This is a genomic window from Stenotrophomonas aracearum (assembly GCF_031834615.1).
GTDB classification, from domain to species: Bacteria; Pseudomonadota; Gammaproteobacteria; order Xanthomonadales; family Xanthomonadaceae; genus Stenotrophomonas; species Stenotrophomonas aracearum.
This window is the reverse complement of the sequence record NZ_CP115543.1, coordinates 2754812-2776349: the sequence shown is the minus strand read 5'-3', so window position 1 is coordinate 2776349 and position 21538 is coordinate 2754812. Positions and strand designations below refer to the sequence as shown.

Annotated in this window: 18 protein-coding genes and 2 tRNA genes; 10 read left to right on the top strand and 10 right to left on the bottom strand. The window is 67.0% G+C overall.

The window, feature by feature from the left end; all coding sequences use genetic code 11:
• Nucleotides 1–28: 28 nt before the first annotated feature.
• Nucleotides 29–1399 carry a cysteine--tRNA ligase gene (gene cysS, locus PDM28_RS12620; protein ID WP_311182290.1) on the bottom strand — a complete coding sequence of 457 codons (1371 nt, stop codon included), beginning with the start codon at nucleotides 1397–1399 and terminating at the stop codon, nucleotides 29–31.
• A 196-nt stretch (nucleotides 1400–1595) separates the two neighbouring features.
• Between cysS and PDM28_RS12615 the strand changes: the two genes are divergently transcribed.
• The 10 genes from PDM28_RS12615 (at nucleotide 1596) to PDM28_RS12570 (ending at nucleotide 12393) form a co-directional block, all read left to right on the top strand.
• On the top strand, nucleotides 1596–2159 hold the full coding sequence (locus PDM28_RS12615; protein ID WP_102944612.1) for a hypothetical protein: 564 nt from the start codon (nucleotides 1596–1598) through the stop codon (nucleotides 2157–2159).
• A gap of 284 nt (nucleotides 2160–2443) precedes the next feature.
• Entirely contained in the window at nucleotides 2444–3454 is a 1011-nt protein-coding gene (locus PDM28_RS12610) for an N-acetylornithine carbamoyltransferase (RefSeq protein WP_070209249.1), read from the top strand.
• Nucleotides 3455–3552: 98 nt separating this feature from the next.
• Nucleotides 3553–4746, top strand: coding sequence for an argininosuccinate synthase (locus PDM28_RS12605; RefSeq protein WP_311182287.1), 1194 nt, complete (start codon nucleotides 3553–3555; stop codon nucleotides 4744–4746).
• 1 nt (nucleotide 4747) lies between these two features.
• Complete coding sequence (locus PDM28_RS12600; protein ID WP_311182286.1) at nucleotides 4748–5836, top strand: acetylornithine deacetylase; 1089 nt, start codon at nucleotides 4748–4750, stop codon at nucleotides 5834–5836.
• A 73-nt stretch (nucleotides 5837–5909) separates the two neighbouring features.
• Entirely contained in the window at nucleotides 5910–7238 is a 1329-nt protein-coding gene (locus PDM28_RS12595; protein ID WP_311182285.1) for an acetylglutamate kinase, read from the top strand.
• 4 nt (nucleotides 7239–7242) lie between these two features.
• On the top strand, nucleotides 7243–8196 hold the full coding sequence (argC, locus tag PDM28_RS12590; protein WP_311182284.1) for an N-acetyl-gamma-glutamyl-phosphate reductase: 954 nt from the start codon (nucleotides 7243–7245) through the stop codon (nucleotides 8194–8196).
• Nucleotides 8197–8208: 12 nt separating this feature from the next.
• Nucleotides 8209–9504: an argininosuccinate lyase gene (argH, locus tag PDM28_RS12585; protein WP_311182283.1), complete on the top strand. Its 1296-nt coding sequence runs from the start codon at nucleotides 8209–8211 to the stop codon at nucleotides 9502–9504.
• Between the two features lie 64 nt (nucleotides 9505–9568).
• Entirely contained in the window at nucleotides 9569–9829 is a 261-nt protein-coding gene (locus tag PDM28_RS12580; protein WP_311182282.1) for a YciI family protein, read from the top strand.
• Between the two features lie 13 nt (nucleotides 9830–9842).
• Entirely contained in the window at nucleotides 9843–10994 is a 1152-nt protein-coding gene (proB, locus tag PDM28_RS12575; protein ID WP_311182281.1) for a glutamate 5-kinase, read from the top strand.
• 154 nt (nucleotides 10995–11148) lie between these two features.
• On the top strand, nucleotides 11149–12393 hold the full coding sequence (locus PDM28_RS12570; RefSeq protein ID WP_311182280.1) for a glutamate-5-semialdehyde dehydrogenase: 1245 nt from the start codon (nucleotides 11149–11151) through the stop codon (nucleotides 12391–12393).
• 22 nt (nucleotides 12394–12415) lie between these two features.
• Here PDM28_RS12570 and PDM28_RS12565 read toward each other — a convergent pair whose 3' ends face one another.
• From PDM28_RS12565 to cydX, 9 genes are all read right to left on the bottom strand, one after another.
• The gene (locus PDM28_RS12565; protein WP_311182279.1) at nucleotides 12416–13705 is read right to left on the bottom strand and encodes an OmpA family protein; all 1290 of its coding nucleotides are present in this window, start codon (nucleotides 13703–13705) and stop codon (nucleotides 12416–12418) included.
• 89 nt (nucleotides 13706–13794) lie between these two features.
• Complete coding sequence (gene pgaD, locus PDM28_RS12560; RefSeq protein ID WP_311182278.1) at nucleotides 13795–14268, bottom strand: poly-beta-1,6-N-acetyl-D-glucosamine biosynthesis protein PgaD; 474 nt, start codon at nucleotides 14266–14268, stop codon at nucleotides 13795–13797.
• Complete coding sequence (gene pgaC, locus PDM28_RS12555) at nucleotides 14265–15512, bottom strand: poly-beta-1,6-N-acetyl-D-glucosamine synthase (protein ID WP_102944623.1); 1248 nt, start codon at nucleotides 15510–15512, stop codon at nucleotides 14265–14267. The genes pgaD and pgaC overlap by 4 nt, the downstream gene beginning before the upstream one ends.
• A 7-nt stretch (nucleotides 15513–15519) precedes the next feature.
• The gene (pgaB, locus tag PDM28_RS12550; RefSeq protein WP_425507668.1) at nucleotides 15520–17406 is read right to left on the bottom strand and encodes a poly-beta-1,6-N-acetyl-D-glucosamine N-deacetylase PgaB; all 1887 of its coding nucleotides are present in this window, start codon (nucleotides 17404–17406) and stop codon (nucleotides 15520–15522) included.
• Nucleotides 17407–17422: 16 nt separating this feature from the next.
• Nucleotides 17423–19459: a poly-beta-1,6 N-acetyl-D-glucosamine export porin PgaA gene (gene pgaA, locus PDM28_RS12545; protein ID WP_311182276.1), complete on the bottom strand. Its 2037-nt coding sequence runs from the start codon at nucleotides 19457–19459 to the stop codon at nucleotides 17423–17425.
• A 354-nt stretch (nucleotides 19460–19813) separates the two neighbouring features.
• Nucleotides 19814–21025: a CynX/NimT family MFS transporter gene (locus PDM28_RS12540; protein ID WP_311182275.1), complete on the bottom strand. Its 1212-nt coding sequence runs from the start codon at nucleotides 21023–21025 to the stop codon at nucleotides 19814–19816.
• A 74-nt stretch (nucleotides 21026–21099) separates the two neighbouring features.
• Nucleotides 21100–21176: transfer RNA gene (locus PDM28_RS12535), tRNA-Pro, on the bottom strand.
• A gap of 117 nt (nucleotides 21177–21293) precedes the next feature.
• Nucleotides 21294–21370, bottom strand: a tRNA-Pro gene (locus tag PDM28_RS12530).
• 48 nt (nucleotides 21371–21418) lie between these two features.
• Nucleotides 21419–21535, bottom strand: coding sequence for a cytochrome bd-I oxidase subunit CydX (cydX, locus tag PDM28_RS12525; RefSeq protein WP_311182274.1), 117 nt, complete (start codon nucleotides 21533–21535; stop codon nucleotides 21419–21421).
• Between the last annotated feature and the right edge of the window lie 3 nt (nucleotides 21536–21538).

Here is a 21538-nt window from a genome sequence, read left to right as displayed (position 1 = left end):
AACACCCGACCGCTGGTCGGGTGACTTCTTATCGTTTACGCGACCAGCGCACGCCCTGCGCGGTGTCTTCCAGCACGATGCCTTCCTCGTCCAGCTGCCGGCGCAGCGCGTCGGCCCGGGCGAAATCGCGCGCCGCCTTGGCCGCAGTGCGCTCGTCGATCAGCGCCTGGATGCGGGCGTCATCGTCGGCGTTGCCGCCACTGGTGCCGAACCACGCGGCCGGGTCCTGCTGCAGCAGCCCCAGCGCTTGCCCGGCGCCCAGCAGGGCCGACTTCAACGCGGCCTTGTCGGCGCCCTCGGCGCGGCGCGCCTCACCCGCCAGCCGGGCCAGTTCGGCCAGCGCCTGCGGCGTGTTCAGATCGTCGTCCAGCGCCGCCTCGACCTCGGCCGGAATGGCCGGGGTCGCGGCCACGTCGGCCAGGTCGCGCAGCGTGCCGTACAGCCGGTCGAGGGTGCGCACCGACTGCTCGATCAGCGCGTCCGACCAGTCCAGCGGCTGCCGATAATGCGCCGACAGCAGCGCATAGCGCAGCGCTTCCGGCGCATGCTGGCGGACCAGATCGTGGACCCGCTCGATATTGCCGATCGACTTGCTCATCTTGGCGCCGCCGAAGTTGAGCATGCCGTTGTGCAGCCAGAACCGGGCGCAGGTCTGCCCGCCGTGCGCGCACTCGCTCTGCGCGATCTCGTTCTCATGGTGCGGGAACTGCAGGTCCACCCCGCCGGCATGGATGTCGATGGTCGGGCCCAGGTGGGCCGCGGCCATGGCCGAGCACTCGATGTGCCAGCCCGGACGGCCCCGGCCCCAGGGCGACTCCCAGCCCGGCAGGTCGTCGCTGGAGGGCTTCCATAGCACGAAATCGCCCGGGTCGCGCTTGTACGGCGCCACGTCCACCCGGGCCCCGGCCAGCATTTCCTCCGGGTCGCGGTTGGAGAGCTTGCCGTAGCCTTCGAACGAGGCCACCGCGAACAGCACGTGGCCCTCGGCCGCGTAGGCGTGGTCGGCCGCGATCAGCTGCTCGATCATCGCGATGATCTGCGGAATGTGCGCGGTGGCTTCCGGCTCGATGTCCGGCGGCACCACGCCCAGCGCGGCCATGTCTTCCCGGTAGGCGGCGGCAAAGCGGTCGGTGATCGTCGAGATCGGCACCGCCTGCTCGCGCGCGGCCGTGTTGATCTTGTCGTCCACGTCGGTGATGTTGCGGGCGTAGCGCAGCCCGCCGAAGCGGCGCCGCAGCAGGTCGGCCAGCACCCCGAACACCACCGGCCCGCGCGCGTTGCCGATGTGCACGTAGTTGTAGACCGTGGGGCCGCACACATACAGGGTCGGACAGGTCGGATCGAGCGGGGTGAACGGTTCGAGCTGGCGTGTCAGGGTGTTGTGCAGGCGCAGGGTCATGGGGGCGTAGGGCCGGGGGGAGTAGGGGGCAAGCCTTCGATTTTAGATCACATCGACCGCCTGCGGCGCTCCTGCACCCGGCCCGGGTCGGAATCGGTCCCTCCGGGATGGGCAGATGCGTCGCGGACGGGTAATGTTCAGCCCCTTGTGCCTGTCACTGCCTACACTATCCCCCTTGTCCCCAATCCTGTTGCCAATGAAATCCGCTTCGTTGCTGACCCTGACCTGCCTGTTGGGTAGCGCCGCCTCCGTGGCGTGCGCCCAGGAAGCCGAGGTCCGTAACCGGGTGGTGATCGTGGAGAACGTCAAGTTCGACTACGCACAGGTGCTCAACGTGGAACCGGTGTTCCAGACCCTGCGGGCCACCCGCACCGAAGAACACTGCGAGCCGGTCTCGACCCGGACCCTGGCCCCGGTCAACGTCACCGGCGAAGAGCCGCAGGAAGAGAAGGGCCGGTTCGGCCGCTTCATGGATTCGGTCCGCTCGATCTTCAAGCGTGAAGACGGCAGCGTCGAGGAAGAGATGGCCCCCGTGGCCGAGGCCCCGGCCAGCAACAACGGCCCGCTGCTGACCCGCGACTGCCGGATCATCCCGGTCGGGCGCGAGTTCCGCCGGCCGATCGCCTATGACGTCGATTACGTCTACAAGGGCACCAAGTACCGCTCGCGGCTGCCCGAAGACCCGGGTAACCGGCTCAAGATCCGGGTGTCCATCACCCCCTGGGTCGGCCCCGAGCAGGCCAGCGCTGCCAATCCGTGACCCCGGGTCTTGCACCCACCCCCCTCGCATGCAAAGATGGGCGGCCATGAAACTCACCGACTTCCAGCACGACACCAGCGCCGCCCGTATGGCTACGGGCATGACGTCGCGTGCCCGCCGACCGGAACCCCACATTTTCGCTGGGTAACCGGAGCTTCGTGCTGTCTGTTCGGAAAACCCAGCCTCCCGGCTGGGTTTTTTCGTTTCTACGTTCTGAAAAGTTTCATCTGTACGTTTTTCAGCTTGCCCTTTCCCTCTAAACGCCCGCCTCAAAGGATCACCCGATGTCCCTGAAGCACTTCCTGAACACCCAGGACTGGAGCCGCCCCGAACTCGATGCCCTGCTGACCCAGGCCGCATTGTTCAAGCGCAACAAGCTGGGCGATCAGCTCAAGGGCAAGTCCATTGCCCTGGTGTTCTTCAACCCGTCCATGCGCACCCGCACCAGCTTCGAGCTGGGCGCGTTCCAGCTGGGCGCGCACGCGGTGGTGCTGCAGCCGGGCAAGGACGCGTGGCCGATCGAGTTCAACCTGGGTACCGTGATGGACGGCGACACCGAAGAGCACATCGCCGAAGTGGCCAAGGTGCTGGGCCGCTACTGCGACATCATCGCCGTGCGTGCCTTCCCCAAGTTCGTGGACTGGGCCTACGACCGCCAGGACATCGTGCTCAACAGCTTCGCGAAGTACTCGCCGGTGCCGGTGATCAACATGGAAACCATCACCCACCCGTGCCAGGAACTGGCCCACGTGATGGCGCTGCAGGAACACTTCGGTACCCAGGACCTGCGCGGCAAGAAGTACGTGCTGACCTGGACCTACCACCCCAAGCCGCTGAACACCGCCGTGGCCAACTCGGCGCTCACCATCGCCACCCGCATGGGCATGGACGTGACCCTGCTGTGCCCGACCGCCGACTACATCCTCGACGACCGCTACATGGGCTGGGCCGAGCAGAACGTCGCCGAGAACGGCGGTTCGCTGAAGATCAGCCATGACATCGCCAGCGCCTACAGCGGTGCCGACGTGGTCTACGCCAAGAGCTGGGGCGCGCTGCCGTTCTTCGGCAACTGGGAACCGGAAAAGCCCATCCGCGACCAGTACAAGCACTTCATCGTCGACGAAGAAAAGATGGCGCTGACCAACAACGGCGTGTTCAGCCACTGCCTGCCGCTGCGCCGCAACGTCAAGGCCACCGACGCGGTGATGGACTCGCCGCAGTGCATCGCGATCAACGAAGCCGAAAACCGCCTGCACGTGCAGAAAGCCATCATGGCCGCAGTAGCAGGCCGCTGATTTTCTACGGTTGCCGGGCAGAGCCCGGCACTACCGGTAGCGCCGGGCTCTGCCCGGCCCACGCAATCCCACATTCCATCCATTAGAGCCACACCCCCATGACCAACAAAGACATCGTCCTCGCCTTCTCCGGCGGCCTCGACACCAGCTTCTGCGTGCCCTACCTGCAGGAGCGCGGCTACAACGTGCACACCGTGTTCGCCGACACCGGCGGCGTGGATGACGAAGAACGCGACTTCATCGAAAAGCGCGCCGCCGAACTGGGCGTCACCAGCCACGTCACCGTCAACGGTGGCCCGGCCATCTGGGCCGGCTTCGTCAAGCCGTTCGTGTGGGCCGGCGAAGGCTACCAGGGCCAGTACCCGCTGCTGGTGTCCGACCGTTACCTGATCGTCGACGCCGCGCTGAAGCGCGCCGCCGAACTGGGCACCAATATCATCGCCCACGGCTGCACCGGCATGGGCAACGACCAGGTTCGTTTCGACCTCGCCGTGAAGGCGCTGGGCGACTACCAGATCGTCGCGCCGATCCGTGAAATCCAGAAGGAACACACCCAGACCCGCGCCTACGAGCAGAAGTACCTGGAAGAGCGCGGCTTCGGCGTGCGCGCCAAGCAGCAGGCCTACACCATCAACGAAAACCTGCTCGGCCTGACCATGTCCGGCGGCGAGATCGACCGTTGGGAAGCCCCGGGCGAAGGCGCGCGTGGCTGGTGCGCACCGCGCAGCGAGTGGCCGGAAGCGGCGCTGAACGTCACCCTGAAGTTCGTCGAAGGCGAAGCGGTTGAACTGAACGGCCAGGCGCTGCCGGGCGAGCAGATCCTGGCCCAGCTCAACAAGCTGTTCGCGCCGTACGGCGTGGGCCGTGGCGTGTACACCGGCGACACCGTGATCGGCCTGAAGGGTCGCATCGTGTTCGAAGCGCCGGGCCTGGTCTCGCTGCTGACCGCGCACCGCGCGCTGGAAGACGCGGTGCTGACCAAGCAGCAGAACCGCTTCAAGCCGGACGTGGCGCGCAAGTGGGTGGAGCTGGTGTATGAAGGCTTCTACCACGACCCGCTGAAGACCAACATCGAAGCGTTCCTGAAGTCCTCGCAGGCCAAGGTCAACGGCGAAGTGGTGCTGGAGACCCGTGGCGGCCGCGTCGACGCGGTGGCGGTGAAGTCGCCGCACCTGCTCAACACCAAGGGCGCCACCTACGCGCAGTCGGCCGACTGGGGCGTGGAGGAAGCGGAAGGCTTCATCAAGCTCTTCGGCATGAGCTCCACCCTGTATGCCCAGGTAAACCGCTGAGATGCTTGAACAAACGCTCACCCACCTGCAGGCGCTGGTGTCGTTCGACACCCGCAACCCGCCGCGTGCGATCACCACCGGTGGCATCTTCGATTACCTGCGCGCGAACCTGCCCGGGTTCAACGTGGAGGTGATCGACCATGGCGATGGCGCGGTCAGCCTGTATGCGGTGCGCGGTACGCCCAGGTACCTGTTCAACGTGCACCTGGACACCGTGCCCGATTCCCCGCACTGGAGCGCCGACCCGCATGCGATGCGGCGCACCGATGACCGGGTGATCGGGTTGGGCGTGTGCGACATCAAGGGCGCGGCCGCCGCACTGGTGGCCGCGGCCAATGCCAGCGATGGCGATGCCGCGTTCCTGTTCTCCAGTGACGAAGAAGCCAACGACCCGCGCTGCATCGCCGCCTTCCTCGCCCGGGGCATCCCGTACGAGGCAGTGCTGGTAGCCGAACCGACCATGAGCGAAGCGGTGCTCGCGCACCGGGGCATCAGCTCGGTGCTGATGCATTTCGCCGGGCGGGCAGGGCACGCCTCCGGCAAGCAGGACGCTGCCGCCAGCGCGCTGCACCAGGCCATGCGCTGGGGCAACCGCGCGCTGGACCATGTGGAATCGCTGGCCCACGCGCGCTTCGGCGGGCTGACCGGCCTGCGCTTCAACATCGGCCGGGTCGAAGGTGGGATCAAGGCCAACATGATCGCCCCGGCCGCCGAGCTGCGCTTCGGGTTCCGCCCGCTGCCGTCGATGGACATCGACGCGCTGCTGGCGACCTTTGCCGGGTTCGCCGAACCGGCTGCGGCCAGCTTCACTGAAACCTTCCGTGGCCCCAGCCTGCCGGCCGGGGACATTGCCGAAGCCGAAAACCGCCGCCTTGCCGCGCGCGACGTGGCCGACGCGCTGGACCTGCCGATCGGCAATGCGGTGGACTTCTGGACCGAAGCCTCGCTGTTCTCGGCCGGCGGCTACACCACCCTGGTGTACGGCCCGGGCGACATCGCCCAGGCCCACACCGCCGACGAGTTCGTGACGCTGGAGCAGCTGCAGCGCTACACCGACGCCGTGCACCGCATCATCAGCGCCGGCGCCTGACCGAATGACGCCGTCGTGGCCTTCCACTGACGGACCTTCCATCGCGGCCGCGGCCGCCTGTGACGAAACCGAAATGCCTTCTTCCCTCCAGCCCCACCGCCAGACCCGCCAGACCATCGTGCGCCTGCTTTCCAGCATGGCCAGCGCGAAGGAGATCAGCCAGTACCTCAAGCGCTTCTCGCAGGTGGACGCCAAGCGCTTCGCCGTGGTCAAGGTCGGCGGCGCCGTGCTGCGCGACGATCTCGAGGCGCTGACCTCGTCGCTGTCGTTCCTGCAGGAAGTCGGGCTCACCCCGATCGTGCTGCACGGTGCGGGCCCGCAGCTGGACGCCGAGCTGTCGGCGGCGGGCATCGTCAAGCAGACCGTCAACGGCCTGCGCGTGACCTCGCCGGAAGGGCTGGCGATCGTGCGCCGGGTGTTCCAGGCCTCCAACCTGCAGCTGGTCGAAGCACTGCAGCAGAACGGTGCACGCGCGACCTCGATCACCGGTGGCGTGTTCGAAGCCGAGTACCTGGACCAGGCCACCTACGGGCTGGTCGGCGAAGTGAAGAAGGTCAACCTGGCCCCGATCGAAGCCAGCCTGCGCGCCGGTTCCATTCCGGTGATCACCAGCCTGGGTGAAACCCGTTGCGGGCAGATCCTCAACGTCAACGCGGATTTTGCCGCCAACGAACTGGTGCAGGAGCTGCAGCCGTACAAGATCATCTTCCTCACCGGCACCGGCGGCCTGCTCGACGAAGAGGGCACGGTGATCGACTCGATCAACCTGTCCACCGAGTACGACCAGCTGATGCAGCAGCCGTGGATCCACGGCGGCATGCGGGTCAAGATCGAACAGATCAAGGACCTGCTGGACCGGCTGCCGCTGGAGTCGTCGGTGTCGATCACGCGCCCGGCCGACCTGGCCAAGGAACTGTTCACCCACAAGGGCTCGGGCACGCTGGTGCGCCGGGGCGAGAAGGTGCTGCGCGCCACCCGTTGGAGCGAACTGGACCTGCCGCGCCTGAAGGGCCTGATCGAATCCAGCTTCGGCCGCGTGTTGGTGCCGGATTACTTCGAGAAGACCAAGCTGCTGCGCGCCTACGTCAGTGAGAACTACCGCGCCGCGGTAATCCTCACCGATGAGGCCGAAGGCGTGTACCTGGACAAGTTCGCCGTGCTCGACGACGCACAGGGCGAAGGCCTGGGCCGTGCCGTGTGGAACGTGATGCTGGAGGAAACCCCGCAGCTGTTCTGGCGCTCGCGCCACGGCAACCCGATCAACCATTTCTACTACGCCGAGTCCGACGGCTGCTACAAGCAGGATCACTGGAAGGTGTTCTGGTTCGGCGCCGACGGCTTCGAGCGCATCCGCAGCTATGTGGACCACTGCGCCGCGCGTAAACCGAGCCTGGAGGGCTGAGCGCATGAGCACCAAGACCTTCACTGTCGGCATCGTCGGCGCCCGTGGCCATACCGGCGCCGAGCTGGTCAAGCTGATCGCCGCGCACCCACGGCTGGAGCTGGGCTTCGTGTCCTCGCGTGAGTTGGCTGGGCAGCCGGTTGCCGCGCATTACCCTGAGATCACTGGCGACCAGCTGTTCGAAAACCTCGATGCGGACGCCGTTGCCGCCAAGGGCATGGATGCGGTGATCCTCGCGCTGCCCAACGACCTGTCCGCGCCGTTCGTCACTGCGCTGGACGCCGCGCGCCCGGACACGGTGATCGTCGACCTCTCGGCCGACCATCGCTTCGAAGGCAGCTGGTATTACGGCCTGCCTGAACTGACCCGTGGCGACTACACCGGCCAGAAGCACATCAGCAACCCGGGCTGCTACGCGACCGCGATGCAGCTGGCGATCAGCCCGCTGCTCGAGCAGCTGGCCGGCCCGCCGCAGTGCTTCGGCGTGTCCGGCTACTCCGGCGCCGGCACCACCCCGTCGGACAAGAACAACCCCGAGCTGCTGCGCGACAACCTGATGCCGTACGCGCTCACCAACCACGTGCACGAACGCGAAGTGAGCGCGCACCTGCGCGTGCCGGTGGAGTTCATGCCGCACGTGGCCCCGCATTTCCGTGGTATCACCATGACCGTCAACCTGTGGCTGCAGCAGCAGATGACCCGCGAGCAGATCGTGGACGCCTACCGCCGCTTCTACGCCGACGAAGCGCTGGTCGAAGTGATCGACGAAGCGCCGTGGGTGAGCCGCATTGCCGGTCGCCATGGCGTGCAGATCGGTGGCTTCACCGTCGCCCCGGGCGGCAAGCGCGTGGTGGTGGTGGCGACCCTGGACAACCTGCTCAAGGGCGCGGCCACCCAGGCCATGCAGAACCTCAACCTGGCCCTGGGCCTGGACGAACTGACCTCGATTCCGCATTGATTGGAGCACCCCATGGCTGACCTTCTGTGGCAGAAGCCCGGCGTCGCGGTAGACGCAAAGATCCAGACCTTCCTGGCCGGCGATGACGTCATCCTCGACCGCGAGTTCTTCCTGTACGACGTGCAGGCCAGCAAGGCCCACGCGCAGGGCCTGGAGAACATCGGCATCCTCGACGGCGCCGAGCGCGAAGCGCTGCAGCGCGAGCTGGACGTGCTGGCCGACGATTTCCGCAGCGGCGCGTTCGTGCTGGATGAGCGCTTCGAAGACTGCCATTCGGCGATCGAAGCGCGCCTCACCGAGCGCCTCGGCGACGCCGGCCGCAAGATCCACACCGGCCGCAGCCGCAACGACCAGATCCTGGTCGCCACCCGCCTGTGGCTGAAGGACAAGCTGCTGCAGGTGTCCGCGCTGAGCCGCGAAGTGGCCAAGGTCGCGCTGGACCGTGCCGAAGCCGAACAGCACCTGCCGGTGCCGGGCTACACCCATATCCAGCGCGCCGTGGTGTCCTCGGCGGGCATGTGGTGGGCCGGCTGGGCCGAGGCCTTCATCGACAACGCGGTGCGTGCGCACGACACCTTCGCGCTGGTCGACGCCAACCCGCTCGGCACCGCCGCCGGCTATGGCGTGAACCTGCCGCTGGACCGCGCCCATACCACCCAGGCGCTGGGCTTCGCGCGCATGCAGATCTCGCCGATCTACGCGCAGCTCTCGCGCGGCAAGTTCGAACTGGCCGCACTGGAAGCGCTGGGCGGAGCCACCCTCGACCTGCGCCGGCTGGCCTGGGACCTGTCGCTGTTCACCAGCGGCGAGTACAGCTTCGTCGCGTTGCCGGCGCAGTACACCACCGGCAGCTCGATCATGCCGAACAAGCGCAACCCGGACGTGATCGAACTGATGCGCGCCACCCACGCCAGCGTGGCCGCCGCGCGTACCGAGATCGAGCAGCTGCTGTCGCTGCCGTCGGGCTACCACCGCGACCTGCAGGGCAGCAAGGGCGCCATCTTCCACGGCTTCGGCCGTGGCCTGGCCGCGCTGGAACTGCTGCCGGCGCTGCTGGCCAACCTGGAATGGCGCGAAGACAAGCTGCGCGCGGCGATCGACTCGGGCATGTACGCCACCGACGTCGCGGTGGAAGCGGCCGTGGCCGGCGTGCCGTTCCGCGAGGCCTACAAGGCCGCAGCGGCGGCGTCGGACACCGCCGGGCAGGGGCGCACCCCCGAAGGCAGCCTGGCCGCGCGCGTCTCGCCCGGCGCGGCCGCCGACCTGCGGCTGGACGAACTGCGCGCCCGCTGGGCTGCGCTGGTGTAACCGGGAACGGCGGCCAATGGCCGCCGTTTTCGCATGTGTCGATCTCCCTGCACACGGACTCCCCATGAAGATCTGCTATCTCGTACTGGTCGCCCGCACCGCCAACTTCACCGACCACGCGGCCACCGAACACGTGCGCTTCCTCGATGAGGTGCGTGCGCGTGACCAGCTGCTGATCACCGGTGGCTTCACCGATAAAACCGGCGGCGCGTACGTGCTGCACAACGTGGCCGACCGCGCTGCGGCGCAGGCTATCGTCGACGCCGATCCGCTGCTGGTGCTGGGCAGCGCGACCGCCACCGTCCACGAATGGTCCACCCGCTGAGGCGAACCCCGCGATGACCGCCACCCGCGTGCAGTCCCCGTTCCCCGAACAGCCGTTGCCGCACTGGAAACGTGCCGTGCTCAAGGTTGGCAGCAGCCTGCTGGCAGCCGATGGCGGCGGGTTGTCGCCGCGTCATGCGCTCGGCCTGGCCCAGTTCGTGTCCGCCCATGTGCTGGCGGGGCGTGAGGTGGTGATCGTCTCCTCCGGCGCCGTTGCCGCCGGCCGTGCCATCGTACCGCGCGCGATTGAAGCCGGTGCGGCAATGGCCGCACGCCAGGCGCTGGCCGCGCTCGGCCAGGCGCAGCTGATCGGCCTGTGGCAGCGGTTCTTCGAGCGCCCGGTGGCGCAGGTACTGCTGACCCACGACGACCTGCGCAACCGCCGCCGGTACCTCAACGCACGGGCCACGCTCAACGAGCTGCTGCGGCTGGGCGCATTGCCGGTGGTGAACGAGAACGACACCGTGTCCGTGGATGAGCTCAAGCTCGGCGACAACGACAACCTGGCCGCCACCGTGGCCGCGCTGATCGACGCGGACATCCTGTTCATCGCCACCGATATCGACGGCCTGTACAGCGCCGACCCGCGCCGCGACCCGCAGGCCCGTCCGATCCACGACGTGCCCGAGCTCAGCCTCGAGGTGCTGGCCATGGCCGGCGGTGCCGGCAGTGGCGCCGGCACCGGCGGCATGCACACCAAGCTCGAAGCAGCGGCCAAGGCCGGGCGCGTGGGCATCGACACCTGCCTGTTCAACGGCCGCGATGGTGATGTGGTGCGCGCGCTCGCACAGGGCCGGTTGTTTGGCACCCGCATCCACGCCGGGCAGACCCGCGATGCGGCGCGCAAGTATTGGCTGCGGCATGCACCGCTGGAGGCGGGCGCGATCCTGGTGGACGAAGGGGCGGCCGCTGCATTGCGCGACAAGGGCGCCTCGTTGCTGCCCGGTGGCGTCACCGGTGCCGAAGGCGAGTTCCGTCGCGGCGACATGGTGCAGGTGCGCGTGCGCGGTGCCAACGGCGAGGTCACGTTGGCGCGCGGCGTCAGCCAGTATTCCGCCAGCGACATCCGCCGCGTCGCCGGTCGTCATTCGCGCGACATCGAAAGCGTGCTGGGGTACAACTACGGTGGCAACGTGATCCACCGGGATGATCTGGTGCTGGTGTGATGTGTTCGGTTTCGTTCGGGCGGTGCGTGGGACACGCATGGCGTGTCGCTACCCCATGATCCACCGGACCCTGCATACCCGCGTAGCGACACGCCACGCGTGTCCCACGGATCGCTGATCGCCACGTAACACCCCTCAGGCAAGGAACCCAAACATGGACATCCGCGAACACGCCCAACACTGCCGCGCCGCCGCGCAGGTCCTCGCCCAACTTTCCCCCAAGGCCAAAACCGCGCTCCTGCTCGGCATGGCTGATGCCTTGGATGCTGACGCGGAACCGATCCTGGCCGCCAACGCCCGCGATCTCGCCGCCGCGCAGGAAAAAGGCACCGGCACCGCCATGCTCGACCGTCTCGCGCTCAACCCGGCCCGCCTGGCCGCGGTCAGCGCCGCCCTGCGCGAGGTCGCCACGCTTCCCGACCCGGTCGGCACCGTCACCCGCGACGACATCCGCCCCAACGGCATCCGCGTGCAGAAGGTGCGCGTACCGCTCGGCGTGATCGCGATGATCTACGAAGCGCGCCCGAACGTGACTGCCGACGCCGCCGCACTCTGCATCAAGGCCGGCAACGCGGTGATCCTGCGCGGCGGGTCCGAAGCCATCCACTCGAACACCGCCATCGCCCATGCGCTCAAGCGCGCGCTGCGCGATGCCGGCGTGCCCGATGCCGCGTTGACCCTGGTCGAAGACCTGCGCCGCGAGACCATGCTGGCGCTGCTGCAGCTCAGCGACCTGGTCGACCTGGCCATTCCACGCGGCGGGGAAGGGCTGATCCGCTTCGTCGCCGAACACGCGCGCGTACCGGTCATCAAGCACTACAAAGGCGTGTGCCACCTGTACGTGGACCGTGCTGCCGACCTGGATAAAGCCGTTGCCCTGCTGGTGGACGGCAAGACCAGCCGGCCTGCCGCCTGCAATTCGCTGGAAACGCTGCTGGTGCACGTCGACGTCGCGGCCACGTTCCTGCCGCAGGCGGCAGCGGCGCTGCGCGAGCGCGGCGTCGAACTACGCGCCGACGACCGCGCACGCCAGTGGCTGCCTGACGCCACTGCGGCAACAGACGACGACTACGCCGCCGAGTACCTGGACCTGATCCTCGCCGTGCGCATGGTTGACGACCTGGAGCAGGCGCTGGCCCACATCCAGCAGTACAGTTCCGACCACACCGAAGTTATCGTCACCGAAGATCCGGGCGCAGCCGAACGCTTCGTGCAGGCCCTGAGCTCCGCCGTGGTGATGGTCAACGCGTCCTCGCGCTTCTCCGACGGCGGCGAGCTCGGCCTCGGTGCGGAGATCGGCATCTCCACCACGCGCCTGCACGCCTACGGCCCGATGGGGCTCGAAGCGCTGACGGTGGAACGGTTCGTGGTGCGGGGGCAGGGGCAGGTGCGGCGCTGAACCGCCACACCTGCCTGCCCGTTCAATACACCGTATAGACGGTCCGCCGGTTGGCGGCCCGACCTGCTTCGGTGCTGTTGTCGGCGACTGGATTGCTTTCGCCGTGTCCGGTGGCCTTCAGCTGCCCCGCCGACACGCCGTTGGCCACCAGCGCCGCCACCACCGCCTTGGCGCGGCGTTCGCTGAGTGCCAGGTTTGCCGCGTCCGGGCCGTTGCTGTCGGTGTACCCGCCGACATCGATCTTCATGCCCGACGGCGCAGCCTTGATCGCCTTGGCGGCCCCCGCAACAACCGCCAGGCTGCTGGTGGAGATGGCGTCCGAGTTGTTGGTGAAGGTGATCGACGTCTGGTTCAGCGCCTTGGTCAGGTCATTTGCCCCAAAGCCAGGCTGGAGTTCACCCAACGCCTCCAGGCCGGGTTGGTAAAGACCCGCGATTTCCACATTGCTGAAGCGATTCTGGAACAGCTCACTGACCTGGGTGCGCACGTCGGTTGGCAGTTTGGAGGTATCCAGATCGAGCTTGTCGCCGTTGAACTTGAACGCGAGGCCATCGGCTTTCACTGCCGGCGCGGAGACGACCGCCTTGAGTGAGTCCATCCACGTCGCTGGCGCGAGATCGGGATTGACGGCGACATTGGCGGTGACGTTCTTCTGCCCGAACACGCCGGCGAGGGCGCCGATGGCACCGGCCTTTTCCGCGGCGGTGCTCACCGCACCACTCAGATCGACCTTGCCGCCGGTGTTCTTGAACGAAAGCGAGGGCACCGTCACGGCAGGCGCCAGGCTCGCGCTCGGCGTGGCCACCGGCGGCGGCGTGAGCAGGTTGCGTTTCTGCCAGCCGCAGTACGCCAGGGCGAGCAGGGCGAGCAGCGGCAGCAGCCAACGCCACAGATGGAACGTCTTTTTCCGGCGTGGGGCTGCGTTGATCAAGCCGGCGAAGCTGGCGGGCATGGTCGCGGGCATGGCCCCGTCGGAGGTGAGGGAGCGTACCAGCAGCGGCAGCGCGGATGCTGCATAAGTGGCGACCAGTCCCTGTTTGACCCCGGACTTCTGTCCCATTTCCTCCAGTGCCTCGTTGCCGATGACACTGCGGATCTGGTTGGCATCAATCGATCGCAGGGTGCCGTTGCCTGCCGTCCAGGATTTGGCGATGTCCCCCAACCCCGCGTTGTCGAACTTTTGCAGCAACCCTGAAACGCCGCCGGACTGTTTGAAGATGTAACCGGCCAGTACTTTGATGAACTGCTGCGCCCCCTCACCAAGGCCAGTGGCCTTGGCGATCTGCTGGACCACCGTATCGAACGTCGACATGTCGTATCCCCTCACAAATGAATGTGCGGGATGTCTCCGAAGCGGAGCGTACGCCTCGGCGGGGTCAGCGATGTGAAGGGTATTTCACATCACTCCAACCGCTGTTCCGTCAACCCGATCGGGCGTGCGTGATCGTCCATGTGCAGGGTTACCGACTTGCCGGCAGACAACTGCTGCGCCAGCGCCGGGGTCGCCCCCAGGTTGTGCGCGATCTCTTCCAGCGACACGTCCTGGCGCGGGTTGCGCCGGTCCTTGCCGGCAAAGCGCATGCGGTTGTACTCGGCCCAGGTGATCAGCAGCAGCGAGCAGCACACCAGCATCACCGGCAGCGCGATGACGATGAAGGGATCGACCTTCTGCTTGTACTCATACAGCTGCAGGAACGCCAACCGACCGCCCAGCAACCACGACAGTGCGGTGATCAGTGGCGCCCACAGGTAGAAGTAGAAACCCCAGAAGGCAATGGTGACGAACCCCCACGCCGTGCGCTGCAACCTGGGCTGCTGGCGCGTCTTGCGGATCAGGCGGGAGTCGTAGCGGCGGTTCGGCTTGGCGGCGTTCATCGGATACCCCGGTCAGGACTGACCCAGATCGCCCGCTTGCCGCGACGCTTCAACAGCGTCTTGGGCAGGGCCACCAGGGTCGTGAACAGGCTGATGAGCCAGTACGCCATCGGGTACCAGATCACCCAGAAGTAGTTACGGCCAATATGCGTTTCATAACGACGGTCGATGATCAGGCTGCTGGCGAACTGCAGCAGGCAGACCAGCGCCAGGATCACTCCATGCCACTGCGGCAGCAGTGTGTCGATGTACAGCTCCTGCGGCAACGGCATGAACTTGCCGAGCGCCCAGAGCACGATGATGGTCAGCATGGTGTAGGCCCACAGCACGCTGAACACATACTCCAGCAACACCCCCCACATCCGCCGCTTGCGCCAGTCGAACAGCGAGCGACCATGCCGCAGCAGTACCTCCACGCCGCCCTGGGCCCAGCGCAGGCGCTGCCGCCACAGCCCCTTCAGCGTTTCCGGCATCAGGATGAAGCACAGCGCGTTGGGCTCGTAACGGATGTCCCAATGGTCCAGCTGCAGCCGCCAGCTGATGTCGATGTCCTCGGTGATCATGTCATCGGACCAGTAGCCGATGCGGTGCAGCGCGGTGCGGCGGAAGCCGGCGATCACCCCGGAAATGGTGAAGATTCGCCCGTACACGCGCTGCGCGCGCTTGATCATGCCGATGATCGAGGAGAACTCGGCCACCTGCAGCCGGCCCAGCAGGGTGGAGCGGTTGCGGATGCGCGGGTTGCCGGTCACCGCGCCTACGCGCGGGCCCGAGGTCAGGTGCCAGACCATCCAGTGCGTGGCGTGCTCTTCCAGCATCGCGTCGCCGTCGATGCAGATCAGGTACTCCGAACGTGCGGCAAGGGCACCCATGCGCAGCGCATTGGCCTTGCCCAGGTTGCGGTCCAGGTGCACCACGCGCAGGCGCGGGTGCTGCGCGGCCATCGCATCCAGTCGCGCCCCGGTGTCGTCGCGGCTGCCATCGTTGATGGCGATCACTTCGAAGTCCGGGTAGTTCTGTGCCAGCGCCGCGCCCAGCGTGTCGGCCAGGTTGTCCGCTTCGTTGTGGCACGGAATCAGGATCGAGGCGAACGGGTACTCCTGCATCGGCGGCGGGTCGTCGCGCAGGCGCGCCTTGCGCTCGCGCCGGAAGAAGTAATACAGCCCGCCGGACATCCAGAAGAACGCCATCACCATCGGGTAGAAGAAGGCAAACTGGAACAGTGCGTAAAGGAACGGATGCATGGCGGCCTCACTTTTCCTCGTACGGGAATGTGCGCGCCGACATCGCGGCGCGCGCGTCCTGGGTGGAGGGCCGGCCGGCAATGAAGTCGTCCGGGTACCAGGCGAAATGGCGCACGCCCTGCGCCTGCAGGCGACGGATCTGCGCACGCAGGCGGTCGCCGGGAATCGGCTTCTGCGTGCGCCAGTCCACCGTCTGCAGCTCGAACATCGTCTGCGACAGCTGCGGGTCGTGCGCGCGCACGGCCACCACCAGCCGGTCCAGCCACTTCTCCGGGTTGCGGCTGCCTTCCATCCACGGCATCGCCATCAGCGCGGTGTGGTCATAGGCCTTGTTGAACAGGTCCAGGCGCTGCGCGAACCAGCTCGCGCTCTGCGGCTGCAGCACCGGCTGCGCGTAGAGGTTGCGCACCGTGGCCAGCTTCGGGCGCCAGCGCTGCGCGGCGTTGCGCAGCTCCAGGGTGAAGTCGATCAGCGCCTGGGTGCGCGCGCCGTCGCTGCCTTCCTGCGGCAGGTTGGCCAGCTCGGTGTCGCGCAGGTAGGCGTCGTCGTGGAACAGCAGGCCCTCGAAGTACGAGTTGATCGCCAGGTCTTCGTAGATGTCGTCGATGATGTGACGCACCTTGGGGTTGGTGAAGTCCAGGCGGAAGATGCCGTCGCTTTCGGGGCTCTCGATCGCCAGCGCGCTGCGGATCTTCGGGTCCTTGAGCTCGAAGCCGAGCACCGGCAGCCAGGCAAACACCTTGACCCCGGCGCGGGTCTTGAGCTGCCAGGCCACGCGGTTGAACAGGTCCGCGCGCATCGGCAGGTGCCGGTTCGGGAAGTACAGCGCGTCGGCCGAGCCATTGCCGTCCGGGTCGGCGAAGGCCTGCAGGAACACATGGGTGGGGCCGATCTTCTTGACCCGGTCGATCAGCGCGTCCAGGTTTTTGGCCTGCTGTACTGGATCGGTGTCATACACCGCGTCCAGGTCGATCTGCAACGCGCGCATGCCGTCGCGTTCCACGTCGCGGCGCAGCTCATAGGCCAGCTGGGTCACCGCCGGGTTGCCGGTCACCAGCAGGCGGGCGAGCCCGTGCAGGTCGCGCGTCACCGGGGTGCTGCGGCCTTCCAGGTCGAACGACACCGGCATGCCCAGGTCTTCGGCAATGCGGTTGCTCATCGCGTTGTAGGCCGCGTACGGCCACACGATCGCCTTCGGGCTCACGCCGACGTTGTCCTGGATGCGCTTCACGCTCAGCGCCAGGTCCGCACGCAGGCGCGCCTGGTACTGCGCCTCGGTTTCGTACTGCTGCGTGGCCGGATCGTAGGCACGGGTGATCACCGCCGGGGTCGAATTGCCCTGCGGGTTGGACTGCACGCCGTGGTGCAGGTTGTCGGTGTGGCTGGCCAGTTCGACCAGGCCGCTGCGCTGCATTTCGCGGATCTGGTCCCAGGTCAGGAAGTCGTCGTGGGTGAACGGACGGTAGCCGTAGTCCACCTTGCGCTCGGCCGGCAGGTCCACGTAGTCGGTGATCACCGCCACCAGCGCCGGGTAGTTGTAGGCGCGCAGCAGCGGGAACACCTTGCTGTACACGCTGCGCAGGCCGTCATCGAAGGTCAGCAGCACCGGCTTGGGCGGCAGCGGCGCGCCGCCCTGGGAGGCGGCGATCAGCTGCGACAGCGACACCGGGTGGTAACCATGCGCCGACAGCCAGTCCAGGTGCGCGGCGAAGTTCTGCGTGCTCACCGCATAGGCGTCCGGGTCGCCCTTGGTGGCCACGTCGTCGCGGATGTCGTGGTAGCTGAGCACCAGCAGGCCATTGTCGGCCGCATCCGGTTCCGGCGGTGCGGCCGCGAAGACAGTGCCGCACGCGGCGACCAGGGCCAGCAGCAGCCAGGTGGTGAAGCGCTTCAAATCCATGTGTCGCATCTCATTGTCCCCAGCGCAGGCCGGCATCAAGGCCGATATGGCGTTCGCGGTTGCCGTCGTAGACCGGTCGCGACCAGCTGATTCCGTATTCGAAGATCCGGCCGTCGGCCAGCTGCCACTCGTGGCGGTATTCGGCCGAAGGCACCAGCGCACTGCCGAAGCCCTGCTGCCAGTAGTTGCCGAGCGACACCGTCAGGCGATGGCGGAAGTGGCGTTCGTAGTGGCGCCACAGTTGCTGGTCCACGCGCAGGCCGATCTCCGCCGAACGGTCTTCGCTCGGATTGAAGTAGGGCACGTCGTCGCGGCTGCCACGGCTGGCGTACAGCGTGCCCAGGCCGTCCAGCAGCAGGGTGGGGCGGGTCAGCAGGCGCTGCTCGATACCGGTGGTGAAGGTGTCGCGGCGGTTGCCGTCGTCGTAGCGGAACTGGCTGAGCCCGGCGCTCCAGTGGGTCAGCTCGTTGCGCCGGTAGTCCACCGCCAGCGCCACGCTGTCGGCGGTGATGCCCGACACGCGCGCCTGCAGCGAGGCATCGGCGGCGTTGCGTGCGGCGGTGACCCCGGCATGCCAGGTGTCGCTGAACTGCCAGCCGAAGCCCGCGCTCAGTCCGGTCTCGCCGACATCGTCATTGGCGCGGTACACAAATGCTTCGGCATCGGCGCGGCCGAACCGATAGCGCGTACCCAGGCCCACCCACAGCGGGCGGATGGTCTGCTCCTGGAAATCCACGCTGCGGCGGTCGGCGAAGCCCACCACGCGCCAGCGGTCGTCGATCACCGGCGACTGCACTTCCACGCCATAGCGGCCGTCGTCGTTGCCCAGCGGCGAGGTACCGCCGCCGCCTTCGCTGCGGCCGCCTTCGGCGTAGGCATGCAGCTGCCAGCCGCGGTGCGCCTTCCAGCTGCGGTCCATGCGCTGCACCGACGGCTGGTTCGGGTAGCGTTCCAGCAGGGTGTCGTGGATCGGCCGGGCCAGGTCGTCGCGCTGCAGTTGCACGTAGGCGTCGTACTGGCCCAGGCGCGCCGAGACGTCGCGCGGGTCCAGCGTGTTGGCCATGCTGTAGCGCTCCAGCGCCTTCCGGGGCCAGCCACGCATCATGTAGATGTTGCCCAGCGAGGACTGGGTGCCGCCATTGGCCGGGGCGATCGCCACCATGTGTTCCAGCTCGCGCTGCGCGGTGGGCAGGTCGCCGCTGTAGGCGCGGATCATCGCCAGGTTGAGGTCGGCTTCGTAACGCGGCCAGTTCGCATACGGTGCACGCGCACCGTTGGCCCAGCGCCAGGCCGGTTCCTGCTTCTGCCACTGGGTAAGCACGCCAATGGCCGTATCGGCCTCCTCGCTTTCCAGGTGCGCGTAGGCCAGCTCCGAATGCACTTCGGAACGGCCGGGGTCGGCCTTGAGCGCGGCTTCCAGGACCGGGATCGCTTCATCCGGATGCTGGCTGGCCATCAGCGAATCGCCGACCGGGGCCATCAGGTAGGCCGGCACCTCGTGGCCTTCGGCCAGCAGTTGCCGGTACTCGGAGCGCACCTGCTCGTGCCGGCCCAGGCGGTTGAGCAGGATCAGGCGGTCGTAGCGGATGCGCAGCGGCGCGGTCTGCACGGTCTGGCCGTCGCGCTGCAGGATGCGTTCCATCTCCGCCAAGGCGTTCTCGGCTTCGTCCAGGCGGGTGTCTTCGCTGGCGCCATAGGCCAGGCTCCAGCCGACCCGCTTGGCCAGGTAGTTGGCTTCGAAGCGCTGCTTCTGGGCGTCGTCGAACAGCTCCGGGCGCGCCTGGTACAGCTGCCACGCACGGTGCGCGTTGCCGATGTCCGACAGGGTCAGTACCTGCAGGCGGTACAGCAGGTCGTCATTGGGCACGTCCACCTGGGCGCGTTCGATCGCGGCAAGCGCGTCCAGCCAGCGGGCCTGGTCGCGGTAGGTGCTGATTTCAGCCAGATGGTCCGCTCGCGAGGTGGCGGCAAAAGCGGCCGGAACCGTCAAGCAAAGCGTGGCGCATGCCAGGCTGACGCAGAGCGCCAGCGGCCTGTGGTTGTACATGGAACCCCCGGGAGCATCCCTTCAAAAATGTCTGTTTGTGCGCAAAACGTGACGCACATCACATGCCAATGGTGCCCGAAGGGCGGTTTGTTGACAAATTGTTAAGACGCACGATGGCCTCCGCAGCTGTGGAAACAGGCGCGATCAATACTTCAACTTATTGATTTCAAAGACCATCCGGCCGCCGCCACGGCGATGTTCCGGGGGTCTGTACACCCTGAAACGGTTCATGGAACCCGGGCGCGGGATGCGAGCGGGAACCACTTCCAACGACCCGATCTGGTTACAGGTCATTTTCCGACACGCTACGTCACAAGATGCGCACGGTGTGTGACGCAGGTGCGAAATTTGGTGTTACCAGACGTCCTCAAGCTTCTGCGGCTTGCACGCCACCCACGAGGCACTGATCAACACCAGCGCACACACCAGCAGGAACCCGAACGGCAGGTACCACGCACCGCTGATCGCATGCAGCCAACCAAACAGGAACGGTCCCAGGCAGCTGAAGGCATACCCGACACCCTGCATGAACCCCGACAGCGCGGCCGACCCGGCCGGCGTACGCGTGCGCAGGTTGATCAGCGTCAGCGCCAACGGGAACGTGGAAGGCCCAATGCCCAACAGCACCGCCCACAACCACGGTGCCTTCATCGGCGCGAACAACAGCCCCGCGAACGCAATCAAGAACGCGCTGAAACCGACAACCACCAGCGGGAACGGATTGCGCAGGCGCACTGCCAGCGCCGGCATCGTCAACGACGGCACCAGCCCCAGCGCGGCGAAGATCGCCACCATCACCCCGCCGAACGCCGGCGTGGCCCCGGCTTCCACCACGATGCGCGGCAGCCAGGTGAACATCGAATAGGTCATCAGCGAGGTCATGCCGAACATCAGCGCCATGCCCCAGGCCAGCGGCGTGCGCCACACCTTGCCGTGCGGCTGCGCGGCCGGATCGGCGGCGGTGTCCAGCGGGTCCGGATGCGGGCGGCGGCGGGCCAGCGCGATCCAGGGCAGGGCGGCAGCCACTGCCAGGATCGCCCAGATCCCCAGGGACACGCGCCAACCGGCCTGTTCGGCCAGCGGCACCGCCAGCAGCGCCGGCACCATCGTGCCCAGCTGCAGCACCGTTATATAAAGCGTGCTTACCGTGCCCACGCGGTTGGCGAAGTAGCGCTTCACCAGCGGCGGCACCACCACGTTGCCGATGCCCATGCCGGCCAGCGCCACCACCGAACCGAACAGCAGGCTGCCCACGCCGCCGGCCATCGAACGCAGCAGCAGGCCCACCGCCGCCAGCAGCATGGCCAGCAGCGCGGTGCGCTCCAGCCCGATGCGGCGCGCCACCATCGGCGTGGTCACCCCGAACAGCGCGAACGACGCAGTCGGCAGCATGCCCAGCACGCCGGTCATGGTGGTGCCGAAGCCGAAGGTCTGGCCCAGCTGGTCCAGCAGCGGCGTGACCGAGGTCACCGCCGTGCGCAGGTTGAGCGCGGCCAGCAGGATGGCGCTGAACGCCAGCACGCGGCCGCGAAGCATGGAGGTGGAATCGGCAGAGCTGGGAGACATGGGGGCCTCTGGAATGAAAATACAAAAAAGCCCGGAGGACATGCGTCTTCCAGGCTTCAATGTGACCACTTGTATGGTCGGGGAGACAGGATTCGAACCTGCGACCTCTACGTCCCGAACGTAGCGCTCTACCAGACTGAGCTACACCCCGTAAGGAGCCGCCTATTGTATCGATCCCACCCTTCGGCGGCAAGGGGGACCGTTGTTCACCTTCGGGGACAAAAAAGCCTGGAAATGAAGATTCCAGGCTTCAATGCGACCACCGGAGTGGTCGGGGAGACAGGATTCGAACCTGCGACCTCTACGTCCCGAACGTAGCGCTCTACCAGACTGAGCTACACCCCGAAGGAGCCGACAAGGATACGGTGTGAAGAGAGTATCGGCAACCTTTTTTTAGCGTCCGGCGTTGCGGTCTGCGAGCGTCTGTTCGCGCGCCTCGAACCACATGCCGTTGAGGATGGCTGCGGCCGAAGCCAGGCCGGTGCCGAGAATCCAGGCGAAGTACCACATGGT

Bases quoted from the DNA above. Each gene is read 5' to 3' on its own strand.
- cysS (WP_311182290.1), bottom strand. From the start codon at position 1,399: ATGACCCTGCGCCTGCACAACACCCTGACACGCCAGCTCGAACCGTTC.
- PDM28_RS12615 (WP_102944612.1), top strand. From the start codon at position 1,596: ATGAAATCCGCTTCGTTGCTGACCCTGACCTGCCTGTTGGGTAGCGCC.
- PDM28_RS12610 (WP_070209249.1), top strand. From the start codon at position 2,444: ATGTCCCTGAAGCACTTCCTGAACACCCAGGACTGGAGCCGCCCCGAA.
- PDM28_RS12605 (WP_311182287.1), top strand. From the start codon at position 3,553: ATGACCAACAAAGACATCGTCCTCGCCTTCTCCGGCGGCCTCGACACC.
- PDM28_RS12600 (WP_311182286.1), top strand. From the start codon at position 4,748: ATGCTTGAACAAACGCTCACCCACCTGCAGGCGCTGGTGTCGTTCGAC.
- PDM28_RS12595 (WP_311182285.1), top strand. From the start codon at position 5,910: ATGCCTTCTTCCCTCCAGCCCCACCGCCAGACCCGCCAGACCATCGTG.
- argC (WP_311182284.1), top strand. From the start codon at position 7,243: ATGAGCACCAAGACCTTCACTGTCGGCATCGTCGGCGCCCGTGGCCAT.
- argH (WP_311182283.1), top strand. From the start codon at position 8,209: ATGGCTGACCTTCTGTGGCAGAAGCCCGGCGTCGCGGTAGACGCAAAG.
- PDM28_RS12580 (WP_311182282.1), top strand. From the start codon at position 9,569: ATGAAGATCTGCTATCTCGTACTGGTCGCCCGCACCGCCAACTTCACC.
- proB (WP_311182281.1), top strand. From the start codon at position 9,843: ATGACCGCCACCCGCGTGCAGTCCCCGTTCCCCGAACAGCCGTTGCCG.
- PDM28_RS12570 (WP_311182280.1), top strand. From the start codon at position 11,149: ATGGACATCCGCGAACACGCCCAACACTGCCGCGCCGCCGCGCAGGTC.
- PDM28_RS12565 (WP_311182279.1), bottom strand. From the start codon at position 13,705: ATGTCGACGTTCGATACGGTGGTCCAGCAGATCGCCAAGGCCACTGGC.
- pgaD (WP_311182278.1), bottom strand. From the start codon at position 14,268: ATGAACGCCGCCAAGCCGAACCGCCGCTACGACTCCCGCCTGATCCGC.
- pgaC (WP_102944623.1), bottom strand. From the start codon at position 15,512: ATGCATCCGTTCCTTTACGCACTGTTCCAGTTTGCCTTCTTCTACCCG.
- pgaA (WP_311182276.1), bottom strand. From the start codon at position 19,459: ATGTACAACCACAGGCCGCTGGCGCTCTGCGTCAGCCTGGCATGCGCC.
- PDM28_RS12540 (WP_311182275.1), bottom strand. From the start codon at position 21,025: ATGTCTCCCAGCTCTGCCGATTCCACCTCCATGCTTCGCGGCCGCGTG.
- cydX (WP_311182274.1), bottom strand. From the start codon at position 21,535: ATGTGGTACTTCGCCTGGATTCTCGGCACCGGCCTGGCTTCGGCCGCA.